Consider the following 13,017-nt stretch of genomic DNA (forward strand, 5'->3'; position numbering starts at 1 on the left):
GCAACCGGATGGGCATAAATTCAATCTCCCACCCAAAGGGGCAAACTACCTCAGCCACTTCCACCCCCTACCACACCTGGAGCAAGGACATCGTGATCTGCTACGGACAGGCCGTCCTCGACCTCGCGGACGAACTGGTCGACGCCTACGCCGACGTCTTCTCCGCCCCGCCGTGGAACGAAGACGAAGAAACCATTCGTCAGTTCGCGGCCCGCCTCCCGGCCGACGCCCGGCGCCGTGGTTTCCGTACCGCCCTCGCCCAGTCCGCCACCGGCATCGACGGCTTCGCCACGGGCTGGATCACCCCGGCGGCCTTCCCGAAGGCCCGCGCGTACGCCCAGGTCGCGGCACAGCTCGGTCCGGCCCGGGTGAAGGAACTCCTCTCCGGGGCCCTGGAGATAGACGAACTCGCCGTACGCCCCCACGCGCGCGGCCGCGGCACCGGCCGGGCCCTCCTCACGGAGATCACCACCGACGCCCCGGACCGCCGCGCCTGGCTGCTGACCAGCCGGCTCGCCAAGGACACGGTGGCCACGTACCGCCGCCTCGGCTGGCACGAGGTCGCGGCCCTGCCGGGCACGGAGACGGGAGTGATCGTCTTCCTCTCCCCGGACCACCCGAACCGCGCTGTGTAGCCCTCCCGCCCCGGGCCACCCGCCAGGGCCCCCCGCCCCGGGCCTCCCGCCACGCCCCAACGATTCCCGCGACCCGACATGGACTGCCCGACTCCTCGCGTTGCTCGCCGCCCGACGGGGCCCGGTGTCAGGTGGGTTGCTCGGTCCTCGAAGCGCGAGGGATCCGAACACAACGACACCGGGCTCCTCTCGCCGCAGTGGCCGCACGCATCCGCCGAGCACCCGGCGTCGATCCGCAACCGCACGACATGGCGCCGCTCACGGCTCCCGCGCGCCCGGGGTCAGCCCGAAAGATCGCCTGGCGGGGCGTCCGGGCCACCCGGGCGGGGCATACCGCGCGCATGAACCCCACCATGCGCACCGCGCGCACCACCCCCTCGCACCAGCCCGCGCACACCAAGAACACCGCACGCACCACGCAGACCACGACCACTGCACGCACCCCGCAAGCCACAAGCGCAGTGCACGCCGCGCAAGCCACGAACACCGTGCGAGCCACTCACACCACGCCCACCGTGCAGACCACGCCCACCAAGTCCACCAAGTCCACCAAGTCCACCATGCCCACCATGCCCACTGAGCCCACCAGGGGGTCCAGGCCCCACCCGCTCGCCACCCGCACCCCACCCACCGCCCGTCGGCAGCTCAACCTCGCCACGCGCCACCAACTCACCACCGCCGCCGGCATCCCACCCGGCACGATCACCTCTCGCACCCGCCCCGGCGGACCCTGGCAGCGTCTGCTGCCCAGGGTGTACCTCCTCCAGACCGGGCCCCCGGACCAACGTCAGCGCGCCCTCGCAGCCGTCCTGTACGCCGCCGAGCCCGGCTCCGACCCGCTCTCCGGGGACACCGCCGCCCTCACCGGTGGCGCCGCCCTCGCCCTGCTCGGCATCCGCGAAGCCCCGTACGCGCCCGCCGACGTCCTGATCCGCGCCCCGCGCCGGCTCGCCGGGGCACCGGAGGTACGGCCCCTCCCGACCGCCCGCTGGCCCCGCACGATCACCGTCTCCGGCATCCCGAGCACCCGCCCGGTCCGCGCGGCCGCGGACTTCGCGGCCCGGGCAGACCAGCCGGCGGACCAGATCCGCTCGGTCCTCGCCCACGTAGTCCAGTCCGGCTGGTGCCACCCGCGAGACCTGCACACCGAACTCCGCGCCTCCCGCCTCCTGACCCGCCCCGCGATCCGTGCGGCTGCGGCGGAACTCCTCGCAGGGGTCCGCTCGGTGGCGGAGGCCCAGGCCCGCGACACGCTCTCGGCCACGGACCTCCCGACCCCCCTGTGGAACGCCCGCCTCCACACCCCGGACGGCACCTTCCTGGCGAGCCCGGACGCGTACTGGCCCGACGAGGGCGTGGCCCTGGAGATCGACTCGGCGGAGTACCACTACACCCGCGATTCCTGGCACGCCACCCTCCGCCGCCGCCTGCGCCTGGAGTCCCACGGCGTCCTGGTGGTCAGCGCCACCCCGTCGATGATCCGGGACACCCCGGACGAAGTCATCGCAGCCCTCCGCACCTTCCTCACCCTGGCCACCACCCGCCCCACCCCACCCACAGCCCTGGCCCGCGGCCACCAACAGCTCTTACTACCCTTGTAGTTGATGCTAAAAAATGACTGATCCTGATCGAGGGTGACTATGCTGATGTGATGACGGTTGTGCGAGTTGTGGGTCATATTGATGGAATCGAGCCCGGTTCTGTGCTTCGGCGACGCAGAGACGTCTTCGATGCGCGCCTCCATGGTGATCTGCAGCGGGGGATCTCGAAGCTCAAGGATGGGGACGGGGCATTAGTTTCGGATGCGATCGTCCTCAATGGCGGGTATCTCGACGATGACGATTCCTGGCATGAGATTCTCTACACGGGAGCTTCTCCCGACGCGGATCGCGATCCACAGACCAAGCGACTCAAGGTGAGTCAGAGCTGGGATTATGCGGACAATGCCGCGCTGAAGCTGAGCTACGAGCGCGGGCATCCGATCCGGATCCTTCGTGGTCACAAGGGTGAAGATCGATATTCGCCCAGCGAGGGCTATCGGTACGACGGCCTCTACCGCATCACCGAAGCGCGCACGGGAACCTCCGGCATGCCGGGTCTGGCTGGTGAGCCCATCTCCATCTGCCAGTTCGTCCTCGAGCGTCTTCCGGAATCCGATCAGGAACTCACGACAGTGGAACGCGCCATTGTTGAACTTCCTGGGTTCAGCGAGGTGGAGAAGATGCCCGAGACGCGGACCATTCAGGTCCAGCGCATGGTGCGTGATACGGCGGCCGCTCGCCGGATCAAGGATCTGTACGGCGGACAGTGTCAGACCTGTGGCATCCAGTTGGTGGGCGCCAATTCCCGGCCGTATTGCGAGGGGGCTCACCTCAAGCCCCTGGCTGCACCTCACAAGGGCCCCGATGTCGAGCGCAACATCTTGTGCCTCTGCCCGAATTGCCATGTGCGATTGGACATCGGGGCCATCTCCATCGGAGACGACTGGAGTGTGATCGAGCGGGTTCCCCCCTCGGGGGTACGCACGACCCTGCCGCGGCTCCTGATGAAGAAGGGGCACGGCCTCCATCAGGCCTACGCCGCGTATCAGCGCGACTGGTGGGACTCTTTCGAGCGAGGCCGCGCAGCAAACTAACCCGGTTCTGCTCCCCGGCCCCTGCCTTCCTGCCCTCGACGCCGGCTACGAAGTCCGTGTCTCGCCGTGGCAGTTCCCGTACGGCCTGCCCGAGGTGCACCAGCACGGGGTTGTCCGGGTCGGGGGCCAGGGGGTGGCCTTGCCGCGGGCGGCCAGGGTGGTGGCGTATTCCGCCAGGAGGGACGGGGAGGACGGGGAGGTCTTCTCCGAGGCCGCGAAGGCTTCGTAGGACGGGACGCTCGCGGTGACGATGCCGAGGTTCGTCGTGCCCGAGGCGGCCAGGGCGCGGAGGGAGGTCTCGACCTGGGCCAGGTGTGCGTCGTGGGAGGGGTACTCCGCGGCCAGGGTGGGGTACGAGGTGAGGAGCTCCGACAGCTCGCGCGCCGGCCAGTGGAGGATCGCCACCGGGAACGGGCGGGAGAGCGCCGCGCGGCGGTCGCCCAGTTCCGCGCGCAGGCGGGCGATCTCGGCGCGGAGTTCGGCGGGGTCGTCGGAGCCGAGGGCCCAGATGCGCTTGGGGTCGTGAAGTTCGTCCAGCGGGATCGGGCCGGTGTGGCGGGTGTCCGCGACCATGTCCCATTCGTCGTGCGGGAGTCCGAGCAGGCGGCGTACGCGGTGGCGGCCGGTCAGGAGCGCGGTCGTGGCGGGGGTGAGGGGGGCGCTGTCCGGGGCCAGGAGGGTGGCCGCCTCGGTGAAGCACTCGTGGGAGGCCTCGAGTTCGTCGTGTGCTTCGAGGGCCTCGGCGATGACCTCCCAGGGGGCGGGGTCCGAGGGGGCTGCCGCGCGGACGCCCTGGATGAGGGCGCGGGCCTCGGCCTCGTGGCCGTACTCCCAGAGGTTGGCCGCCTGGAGGGCCTTGATGAGGGAGGGGTCGGCCGGGGAGGCGGAGAGGAGTTGGTCGTACAGCGCGCTGGCACGGTCGCGTACGTCGGCCAGTTCGAGGTGGGCCGCGGCCTGGAGGAGCAAGGGCTCCTGGTCCTCGGGGTAACGGGTCGCCGTGCGGATGAGGCGCTCGGCTTCGGCGATGTGCTCGGCAGGCGTGTCAGGGCGCATGGTTCACACCGTACTGCCGCTGGTCAGTTGACGGGGGAGGACTTAGGGTGCCGCCCGTGCGAGATCGCGTGCGGGTGGTGGTGCAGGGGAAGGACCGGTGGTCGCGCCGGGCCGGTCTCGCGGGGGTGCTGTGGGCGACCGGTGAACTGGCCGTCACCGTAGGCGTGGTGGTGTTGTTGCTGGTGGTGCACCAGGTGTGGTGGACCAACCGGCAGGCCCTCACCGCCGCGCACGAGAAGGTCAGGGAGCTGGAGGGGGGCGGGTGGCCCGCCCTTTCCGATACCGATGGCGATACCGATGGCGATACCGATGCCGATGCCGATGCCGATGCCGGTGCCGATACGGATAGCGGCAGCGGCAGCGGCAGCGACAGCGGTTCCGGTTCCGGTGTTGTGTCCGGGGCTTCGGGCGGGGCCGGTGCCGCCAAGGTGCCGCCGCGGGAGTCCGCGTACGGCGTCCTGCGCATCCCGCGCCTCGGCGTCGTCGTGCCCGTGGCCCAGGGGGTCGACAAGCGGTCCGTCCTGGACAAGGGGTACGCCGGGCACTACACCGGGACCGCGCAGCCCGGGGCGGAGGGGAACTTCGCGGTCGCCGGGCACCGCAATACGCACGGGGAGCCCTTCCGCTACATCAACCGGCTGCGGGCCGGGGACGAGCTGATCGTCGATGTGCGGGGGAAGCGGTACGTGTACGTGGTGGGCAGGACCCTGGCGGAGACGACCGAGCGCGACACCGGGGTGATCGCGCCCGTCCCGCACAGCACCGTCAGGCCGGACGCCGGCTACAGCGAGCCCGGCGCGTACATCACGCTCACCACCTGCACGCCCGAGTACACGTCCAAGTACCGGCTCGTGGTGTGGGGAACCCTCAAGCGCTGACGTGCGGACGGGCGCGTGCACCGTAATGTGGGGCGGTGCGTCAGAAATGGGTGAAACGTCCGCAGTTGTTGTGGCTCGCCGTGCCGTTCGTGCTGTTCGTCGCGGCGCTGCCGCTCGTGAACCGGGTGGATCCGGCGCTGGGAGGTGTGCCGTTCCTGTTCCTCTGGTTCATCGGGGCGACCCTCCTGACCCCGCTCGCCGTCTGGCTGACCTGGCGGGGTGACCACCGGTGAGCGCGGCGGCCGTCGCGACCACCGTCTTCGCCGTGTCCATGGTGGCGACCGTCGCGCTCGGACTGCTCGCGGTGCGCGGGCGCGGCGGGGGCGGCGGCGGGCTCGCCGAGTGGTCGGTGGGCGGGCGCTCGCTGGGCACCGTGTTCATCTGGGTGCTGATGGCGGGCGAGGGGTACACGAGCTTCAGCTACCTCGGCGCGGCCGGCTGGGGGTACGACTACGGCGCTCCCGTGATGTACGTGGTCGCGTACATGTCCTGCGGCTACGCGGTCGGTTACGTCGTCGGGCCGACGCTGTGGGACTACGCGCGCCGCCACGGCCTCGTCGGCATCACCGACATGGTGGCCCACCGCTACGGGCGTCCCTGGCTCGGCGCGCTCGTCGCGGTCCTCGCGACCGTCTTCCTGCTCCCCTACATCCAGCTCCAGATCACCGGAATGGGAGTGGTGGTCTCGACGGTGACCTACGGGGCGGTGTCCCTGGAGTGGGCGTACTTCATCGCCTTCGCCGTCACCACCGGCTTCGTCGTCGTCAGCGGACTGCGCGGCAGCGCGTGGGTGTCGGTGCTCAAGGACGTGCTGGTCATCGGCACGCTCGGGTTCCTCGCCGTGTACGTGCCCCTCCACCACTTCGGCGGCTACGGAGAGCTCTTCGACCGGCTCGCGGCCGAGCGCCCGCAGTGGCTGACGCTGCCCGGTGCGGGGAGCGGGGACGACGGGCGCGGGAAGCTCGGGGTGGCGTGGTTCGCGTCCACCACCGTGCTCAACGCGCTGACCGTCGTCATCTTCCCGACCACCGTGGCGGGGTACCTGGGCGCGCGCAATGCCGACGCGCTGCGCCGCAACGCCATCCTGCTGCCCGCCTACAACGTGCTGCTCTTCGTGCCGATGCTGCTGGGCATGGCCGCGCTGTTCGTCGTACGGGGGCTGGCGGGCGCCGACTCCAACCTGGCCCTGTTCAAACTGGTCGTGGACTCCCTGCCGGCGTGGGCCGTGGGGGTGATCGGGGTGGCGGCGGCACTGTCGTCGATCGTGCCGATGGCGGTGTTCATGCTGGTGATCGGCACGATGTGGGGGCGCAGCGTGCTCTCGCTGGTGCCGCGCTGGAGCTCGGGCGAGCGGCAGAAGCTCGCCTCGCAACTGGTGGTGGTCGCGGCCGGGACGATCGCGCTGGTCATGACGTACACCGCGCCGAACACGCTGGTGAGGCTCTCGCTCATCTCCTACGAGGGCATGGCGCAGCTGGTGCCGATGCTGCTGCTGGGTCTGGTGTGGCGCAGGCTTACGGTGGTGGCCGCGGTGAGCGGGCTGGCCGCGGGGGTCGCGGTCGTCTGCGGGCTGGTCTTCACGGGGAACGACCCGGTGCCGGTGTGGGGCGTGAACGCGGGGACGGTCGCGCTCGCCGTGAACCTGGCGGTCGCGCTGACGGTCGCACTGGCGGTGCCCCGGCGGGGCCCGCGGGCGGCGGCGGGGGACGGCCGGCCTGACGAGGAGGTGCTCGCGTGGGATCCGCTGCCCCCGTCCTCGCCCGTTGTCAGTGGGCCTGGTTAGTATCGAACCCGAGTGGCCGATCTCGTACGAGAGTTCGTGCGCGGGAGTGGGGGAGGAGTGGTTCGCATGGCAGAGCACGGCGGTCTTCGCCTGGCGCGGTTCACGCTGCCTTCCGCACCGCCCGCCCGGCTGCTGTCCCTGCTGACCTCGCTCGTACTGCTCGGCGGGTTCCTCGGGCTGTTCGCCGGGGAGGGCGGGCTCGGAGCGGTCGTGGTCGTCCTCGCGGCGACCCTCGCCGTGGGCGCCTCCGTGCTGGCCGCCCGGCTGGTCCGGCCCGTCCCGCCGCACCGAATACGCACCGCGATCCGTGATCGAGAGCAGCGCACGGCGTTCCTGCCGCAGCGCGATCCCGACGCTTCGGGCCGGTCGCGGCCCAGGGCTCCCGGCCGTCTCGTCCCGACGGCCGCGTAGGGGCGCGCAGCTCCTTCTGATCACTCAGTTCCACTGATCGCTGTTGATCACTGTTGTCGCCCCTCGCGGGTCGTCACGCCGAAAACGCATCTCTTTCGACGTTCGACGAGACCCCTCGGAGGGCCCACGTGTCCGCTTTCACTCATCTTGTTGCTCTGCTGGGCCGGCTCCTGGAGCCGGTGCTGGCCGAGTCCGCGACCGCTGCCGCGATCGTGCTGTTCACCGTGCTCGTACGGCTCGCGCTGCACCCGCTCAGCCGGGCCGCCTTCCGCGGGGCGACCCCGGTGGCGGGCTGCCTGCCCGTGCTGCTCCAGCTGCCGGTGTTCTTCGTGATGTACCGGGCGTTCTCCTCGGCGGAGATCGGCGGGACCGCCAACGAGCTGCTCGGCCACCGGCTGTTCGCCGCACCGCTGGGGGACCGGTGGGGCGACGCCCTCGGGGACGGCGGCCCGTTCGGGGCGCGTGGGCTGGTCTTCCTCGGACTGTTCGCGGCCATCGCGGCGGTGGCTGCGTGGAGCGCGGTCCGCGGGCGCAGGGCCGCGGCGCTGACGGCTACCGCGGCCGAGGCGGCTGCGGCCGAGGCCAAGGCCGGTGGGCGCAAGGGCGGTGGGGCCAAGGGCGGTGGGGCCAAGGCCGGCGGGGTCAAGCCTGCCGGGGCCGGGGCCGGGGCCGGGGCCGGGGCCGCTGTGGCCGGGGTCGGCGGCGTCGTGAGTGCCGAGCAGCAGCAGGTCATGCGGAGGCTGGGCGGCGTACTGCCCCTGCTGTCGTTCGGGACGCTGGTCACGGCGGCCCTGGTGCCGCTGGCCGCAGGGCTGTACCTGGTCACCACCACCGCCTGGTCGGTGGCTGAGCGGGCCTGGCTCCAGCACCGCAAGGAGCAGGCCGGGCTGACGGCAGCCGGAGCTGAGCGTTCCGCCATGTGAACAGGGTCTTGCGGATGAGGCCGTCATCTTGGAGGATCGACCAATCCTCCGATGGCCGCAACCCATCGTCCGGCCCGGGGCATGCCCTTGGGCCGACCACCCTCGACCACGGGAGAATGCCCATGAAGCTGCTGCGTGTAGGACCCGTCGGGTCGGAGCGCCCCGCGCTGCTCGACCAGGACGGGACCCTGCGGGACCTGTCCGGCCTGATCACGGACGTGGACGGTGCGCTGCTCGCCGACGACTCCGTGCTGTCCCGGGTACGGGACGCGGCCGGATCCGGAGAGCTCCCGGTGCTGGACGCCGAGGGTCTGCGGATCGGGTCCGCGGTCGGCCGCATAGGCAAGGTCGTGGGCATCGGCCTCAACTACCACGGGCACGCGGCGGAGGTCGGCGCGGAGGCGCCGGCCGAGCCGATCCTGTTCCTCAAGGCCTCCGACACCGTGGCCGGTCCCGACGACACCGTGCTGATCCCGCGCGAGAGCGTCAAGACCGACTGGGAGGCGGAGCTCGGCGTCGTCATCGGCGCCACCGCCCGCTACCTGGCCTCCCCCGAGGAGGGCCTCGCCCACGTCGGCGGGTACGTGCTGGTCAACGACGTGACGGAGCGCGCGTTCCAGACCGAGCGCGGCGGCACCTGGGACAAGGGCAAGAACTGCGAGACCTTCACGCCGCTCGGCCCCTGGCTGGTGACCGCGGACGAGATCCCGGACCCGCAGGCGCTGGACGTGAAGCTGTGGGTCAACGGTGAGCTCAAGCAGGACGGCCACACCTCGGACCAGATCTTCCCGGTAGGCGAGGTCGTCCGGTACGTGAGCCAGTTCATGACCCTGTACCCGGGAGACGTCATCGTCACCGGCACCCCGGCCGGTGTGGCCGCGGGTCAGCCGGAGCCGAAGCCGTTCCTGCGGGCCGGGGACGTGGTGGAGCTGGAGATCGACGGCCTGGGCCGCCAGCGCCAGGAGTTCAAGAACGCCTAGCCGGTGCGGGCCGCGCGGCCTGTGGGGTTCGCGTGGCCCGTGGGGCTGAAGCGCAAGGGGCGGTGCCGTCGACGACGGCGCCGCCCCTTCCGCGTCGACGGCGCCGCCCGTTCCGTGCCGACCGGGGCGCTGGCCGGTCTCGACTGCCTCCACCAGCCCCCACCGGCCCCTGCCACGTCAGAGTTCCACGGTCCGCCCGTCCCTCGAGGAGACGCGGGCCGCCTCCAGCACGTCCAGGCAGTGCGCCGCCTCCAGTGCCGTGACGGGCGCCGGTCCGCCGTCGCGCAGCGCCGCCGCGACGGCCGCGTAGTACGCCGGGTAGTCGCCCGGCGCGGTCCGCACCGGTGTGCCCGCGCCGGTCAGCGGTGATTCCCCGGAGCCCAGCCGGCCCCACAGGTGCTCGGGCTCCTCGCCCCAGGCGTGCGCGGGGTCGCCGGGGCGCAGGCCTTCGCGCAGCGCCCCCTCCTGCGGGTCGAGGCCGTACTTGACGTAGCCCGCGCGGGAGCCGAGTACGCGAAAACGCGGACCCAGCTGGGCCGTGGTGGCGCTGACGTAGAGGTGGGAGCGGACCCCGCCGGCGTGGGTGAGGGCGATGAAGGTGTCGTCGTCCGCCTCGGCGCCCGGGCGGCGCACATCGGTCTCCGCGTAGACCCGTACGGCCGGACCGAACAGCACCAGTGCCTGGTCCACGACATGGCTGCCGAGGTCGTACAGCAGCCCGCCGATCTCCTCCGGGGCGCCGGACTCCCGCCAGCCGCCCTTGAGCTGCGGACGCCAGCGCTCGAAGCGGGACTCGAAGCGCTGGACCCCGCCCAGCTCGCCGTCGGCGAGGAGGCGGCGCAGGGTGAGGAAGTCGTTGTCCCAGCGGCGGTTCTGGAAGACCGACAGGAACGTGCCGGTCCGCTCGGCGAGCGCGGCCAGTTCGCGCGCCTCGGCGGCGGTGGCGGCGAGCGGCTTGTCCACGACCACCGGGATGCCCGCGGTGAGGGCGGCGGTGGCGAGCGGGACGTGCGTCTTGTTGGGGGAGGCGATGACGACGAGATCGGGTGCGGGGCGCTGTTCGAGCAGCTCGGCGGCGGTGGCGGCGATCCGGACGTCCGGGTAGGCCTCGCGGGCCCGGGCGGCGCGGCCGGGGTCGGAGGTGACGACGGTGTCGAGGACGAGCCCGTCGGTCGCGGACACGAGCGGGGCGTGGAAGACGGAACCGGCCAGTCCGTAGCCGACGAGTCCGACGCGGAGGGGAGCGGTGGGGGTGACGGGGGCGGTGGCGTTCATGGTAACCACTTTGGCAACAGTGTTGCCTAAGTGCAAGGAGGGTGGACAATGAGCAGGTGAACAGCGGTAGCGGGTGCGGGCGTGGTGGGCGCAGCGGGGGCGGCGGGGGCAATGCGTAACGGCGGTGGCGGCGGCGCGAGCGGAGTGAACCTGCCGGTGCTGCGCGGGCACAACGACGCCCTGGTACTGGACCTCCTGCGCGGCGCCGGCCCCGCCGGACTCGGCCGCGGGGACCTCGCCGCCCGTACGGGGCTCACCCCGCAGGCCGTCAGCAAGATCACGGCACGGCTCCGGGACGAGGGCCTGGTGGCCGACGCCGGGCGCGAGGCGTCCACGGGCGGCAAGCCGCGCACGCTGCTGAGGCTGGTGCCGCAGGCGCGGTACGCGGTCGGGGTGCATCTGGACCGCGACGAGCTCACGGCGGTACGCGTGGACCTGACCGGCCACGTCGTCGCCGAGCGGCGGAGTCCGCTGGACTTCGGGGCCGGTCCGGACACGGTGGTCGAGGAGACGGTACGGGCGGTCGCGCGGGTGTGCGCTGACGGGCCGGTCCCGGGCCTCCTCGGCGTCGGCGTGGCCGCGCCGGGGCCGCTGGACTGGCGGACCGGGGTACTGGGGAGGGTGACGGGACACCCGGAGTGGGAGGGATACCCATTGCGGGAGGTGCTGGAGGGACGGCTCGGGGTCCCGGTGCGGGTGGACAAGGACACCAACGCGGGGGTGGCGGGCGTGGCCGCCTCCGGCGAGGAGGCCGTGGCGTACGTACACGTCGGCACCGGACTGGGCGCGGGCCTCCGGCTTGCGGGCGGCGAGGTGTACCGGGGGCGGCGCTCGGCGGCGGGGGAGTTCGGACACCAGGTGCTGCGCCTGGACGGGCCGCCCTGCCGGTGCGGGGGGCGCGGGTGCGCGGAGGTGCTGTGCCTGGACGCGGTGGCGGAAGGCCGGCCGGGGGAGGCGGCCCGGATCGTGGGGGAGGCGGCGGCGAACCTGGTCGCGCTGCTCGACGTCGACCGGGTGCTGCTCGGGGGACGGCTGGTGGAGGCCGCGCCGGGGGTGTTCCTGGAGGGGGTGCGGGCGGTGGTGGCCGTACGGTGCCTCGTGCCGGGCGGGGTGGCGGTCGACCTCGCGGGGGCCGGTGTGGCGCAGGGGGCGGCGGAGCTGGTGCTCGCGGGGGTGTTCGGCCGGGGCGACTGACGGCCGGCCGCGCCTGAGGCGGGCCCGCCCTGCGGATGCTGTCCCCTACCCGCCCTTCCCCCGTTCCCCGGGCTCCGCCCGGTCCCGGTCCTCAAGCGCCGGACGGGCTGGGTTGGGCTCCGCCCGGTCCCGGTCCTCAAACGCCGGACGGGCTGGGTTTGCGCTGCGCGGGCTGGAAGATCCAGCCCCGCCGGCGTTTGAGGCGCGGGGCCTGGGGCGGAGCCCCAGGAGGCTCGGGCGCGGCCCGACTTCGTCCCGGCCCCGCGGAGCCCAGTGGCAGCTGTCCGCTGAATGGGGGGAAACCGGGAGGACTTGGGCGTGGTGCTGGACAGGGCGTTGTGGGGGCGTGGGAAGGTGCGGGCAGGGCCGGGGTGATTGTCACCTCGTCCGACAATCGGTCCCACCGTTCGTTCCATCGTCGGCGAGTAGCGAAGGTCTTCCATGCTGCGACTGCGCACAGCACGCAAAGCCCTTGCCCTCACCGCCGTTCTCGTCGCCGTCACCGCTCCCACCGCGGCCGCGGACATCGGCACCGGCGGCGGAGCCCGCCCCGCCCCCGCGCTGCCCTCGCGCGTGGAGGCCACCTGCGGGGACGGCAAGAGCACGCAGTTCCCCATCGGCGCCCGCATCCGGGGCGGCCCGGCCGTGTACCGGACCGGCGGGGACGCGCAGACCTGGTACCTCGACCTCACGAACACCACCGCCACGCAGTGCACCGCCATCCACCCCGTCGTCGTCTTCACCGACAAGGCCCGCACCCTGCGACCCGCCCACTTCCGGATGGAGTTCGCGGCCCCCGGCACCCCCACCGGCAGCTTCCCCGTCAGCCTGGAGCGCACCGACCGGGACGAGATCGTCGCCGTCTTCGACGGCGGCGACGCCTTCCCCGGCTTCGCCGTCGGCCCCGGCGGCGCCCTGACCGTCACCGTCCGGCTCGCCTTCACCGCCGACGCCCCGCACGGCGAAGCCGTCGCCGACGCCGCGCTCGTCCAGCGCAAGGGCGACGACGGGGACTGGGTCGGCGAAGCCGGCGGCTACCGGTTCGACATCCAGGGCCCGGACGCGGAGACCGGCGAGGCCGGAGCCCTGGCGCACACCGGCCGGGGCCGGGCGTCCTGGATGTACGGGGCCGGCGCCGCGACCACCCTGGCCGGCGGCATCGCCCTCCTCCTCGGCGCCCGCCGCCTCCGCCGCGGATCCACCCCCGCCTGAACCACCCCGCCCGCCGGCCACCCCCGCCCGAACCGCCC

13 protein-coding genes are annotated in these 13,017 nt (G+C 72.6%); 11 read left to right on the forward strand and 2 right to left on the reverse strand.

The window, feature by feature from the left end; translation table 11 throughout:
• Window positions 1-92: 92 nt before the first annotated feature.
• The 3 genes from OG904_RS18990 to OG904_RS19000 all read left to right on the forward strand — a co-directional run bounded on the left by OG904_RS18990 (window position 93) and on the right by OG904_RS19000 (window position 3,270).
• A complete protein-coding gene (locus tag OG904_RS18990; RefSeq protein WP_405492478.1) occupies window positions 93-635 on the forward strand; it encodes a GNAT family N-acetyltransferase in 543 nt (180 codons plus the stop codon).
• A 341-nt stretch (window positions 636-976) separates the two neighbouring features.
• Entirely contained in the window at window positions 977-2,236 is a 1,260-nt protein-coding gene (locus OG904_RS18995; RefSeq protein ID WP_405492480.1) for a hypothetical protein, read from the forward strand.
• 50 nt (window positions 2,237-2,286) lie between these two features.
• Window positions 2,287-3,270, forward strand: coding sequence for a YDG/SRA domain-containing protein (locus OG904_RS19000; RefSeq protein WP_405492482.1), 984 nt, complete (start codon window positions 2,287-2,289; stop codon window positions 3,268-3,270).
• Window positions 3,271-3,315: 45 nt separating this feature from the next.
• Here OG904_RS19000 and OG904_RS19005 read toward each other — a convergent pair whose 3' ends face one another.
• Window positions 3,316-4,323, reverse strand: a complete 1,008-nt coding sequence (locus OG904_RS19005) for an SEC-C metal-binding domain-containing protein (RefSeq protein ID WP_405492484.1) — start codon at window positions 4,321-4,323, stop codon at window positions 3,316-3,318.
• Window positions 4,324-4,379: 56 nt separating this feature from the next.
• Here OG904_RS19005 and OG904_RS19010 point away from each other — a divergent pair, with 56 nt between their 5' ends.
• The 6 genes from OG904_RS19010 (at window position 4,380) to OG904_RS19035 (ending at window position 9,298) form a co-directional block, all read left to right on the forward strand.
• Window positions 4,380-5,201: a class E sortase gene (locus OG904_RS19010; RefSeq protein ID WP_405492486.1), complete on the forward strand. Its 822-nt coding sequence runs from the start codon at window positions 4,380-4,382 to the stop codon at window positions 5,199-5,201.
• Window positions 5,202-5,236: 35 nt separating this feature from the next.
• Entirely contained in the window at window positions 5,237-5,434 is a 198-nt protein-coding gene (locus OG904_RS19015; protein ID WP_405492488.1) for a DUF3311 domain-containing protein, read from the forward strand.
• Window positions 5,435-5,472: 38 nt separating this feature from the next.
• On the forward strand, window positions 5,473-6,984 hold the full coding sequence (locus OG904_RS19020; protein WP_405498114.1) for a sodium:solute symporter: 1,512 nt from the start codon (window positions 5,473-5,475) through the stop codon (window positions 6,982-6,984).
• Between the two features lie 66 nt (window positions 6,985-7,050).
• Window positions 7,051-7,395, forward strand: a complete 345-nt coding sequence (locus OG904_RS19025; protein WP_405492490.1) for a DUF6412 domain-containing protein — start codon at window positions 7,051-7,053, stop codon at window positions 7,393-7,395.
• Between the two features lie 128 nt (window positions 7,396-7,523).
• Entirely contained in the window at window positions 7,524-8,318 is a 795-nt protein-coding gene (locus tag OG904_RS19030; RefSeq protein ID WP_405492492.1) for a YidC/Oxa1 family membrane protein insertase, read from the forward strand.
• 122 nt (window positions 8,319-8,440) lie between these two features.
• Window positions 8,441-9,298: a fumarylacetoacetate hydrolase family protein gene (locus OG904_RS19035; RefSeq protein WP_405492494.1), complete on the forward strand. Its 858-nt coding sequence runs from the start codon at window positions 8,441-8,443 to the stop codon at window positions 9,296-9,298.
• Between the two features lie 177 nt (window positions 9,299-9,475).
• Here OG904_RS19035 and OG904_RS19040 read toward each other — a convergent pair whose 3' ends face one another.
• Window positions 9,476-10,573: a Gfo/Idh/MocA family oxidoreductase gene (locus tag OG904_RS19040; protein WP_405492496.1), complete on the reverse strand. Its 1,098-nt coding sequence runs from the start codon at window positions 10,571-10,573 to the stop codon at window positions 9,476-9,478.
• Window positions 10,574-10,684: 111 nt separating this feature from the next.
• Here OG904_RS19040 and OG904_RS19045 point away from each other — a divergent pair, with 111 nt between their 5' ends.
• Both OG904_RS19045 and OG904_RS19050 read left to right on the forward strand, forming a co-directional pair.
• The gene (locus tag OG904_RS19045) at window positions 10,685-11,767 is read left to right on the forward strand and encodes an ROK family protein (RefSeq protein ID WP_405492498.1); all 1,083 of its coding nucleotides are present in this window, start codon (window positions 10,685-10,687) and stop codon (window positions 11,765-11,767) included.
• Window positions 11,768-12,208: 441 nt separating this feature from the next.
• Window positions 12,209-12,979 (forward strand): hypothetical protein, encoded by a 771-nt coding sequence (locus OG904_RS19050; protein WP_405492500.1) that lies wholly within the window; start codon window positions 12,209-12,211, stop codon window positions 12,977-12,979.
• Window positions 12,980-13,017 lie beyond the last annotated feature (38 nt).

Origin of the sequence: Streptomyces sp. NBC_00096 (genome assembly GCF_045041305.1) — a bacterium.
GTDB lineage: Bacteria > Actinomycetota > Actinomycetes > Streptomycetales > Streptomycetaceae > Streptomyces.

Excerpts from the sequence above, each read along its gene's own strand:
- OG904_RS18995 (WP_405492480.1), top strand. The coding sequence starts at position 977 with ATGAACCCCACCATGCGCACCGCGCGCACCACCCCCTCGCACCAGCCC.
- OG904_RS19000 (WP_405492482.1), top strand. The coding sequence starts at position 2,287 with ATGACGGTTGTGCGAGTTGTGGGTCATATTGATGGAATCGAGCCCGGT.
- OG904_RS19005 (WP_405492484.1), bottom strand. The coding sequence starts at position 4,323 with ATGCGCCCTGACACGCCTGCCGAGCACATCGCCGAAGCCGAGCGCCTC.
- OG904_RS19020 (WP_405498114.1), top strand. The coding sequence starts at position 5,473 with ATGGTGGCGACCGTCGCGCTCGGACTGCTCGCGGTGCGCGGGCGCGGC.
- OG904_RS19025 (WP_405492490.1), top strand. The coding sequence starts at position 7,051 with ATGGCAGAGCACGGCGGTCTTCGCCTGGCGCGGTTCACGCTGCCTTCC.
- OG904_RS19035 (WP_405492494.1), top strand. The coding sequence starts at position 8,441 with ATGAAGCTGCTGCGTGTAGGACCCGTCGGGTCGGAGCGCCCCGCGCTG.
- OG904_RS19040 (WP_405492496.1), bottom strand. The coding sequence starts at position 10,573 with ATGAACGCCACCGCCCCCGTCACCCCCACCGCTCCCCTCCGCGTCGGA.
- OG904_RS19045 (WP_405492498.1), top strand. The coding sequence starts at position 10,685 with ATGCGTAACGGCGGTGGCGGCGGCGCGAGCGGAGTGAACCTGCCGGTG.
- OG904_RS19050 (WP_405492500.1), top strand. The coding sequence starts at position 12,209 with ATGCTGCGACTGCGCACAGCACGCAAAGCCCTTGCCCTCACCGCCGTT.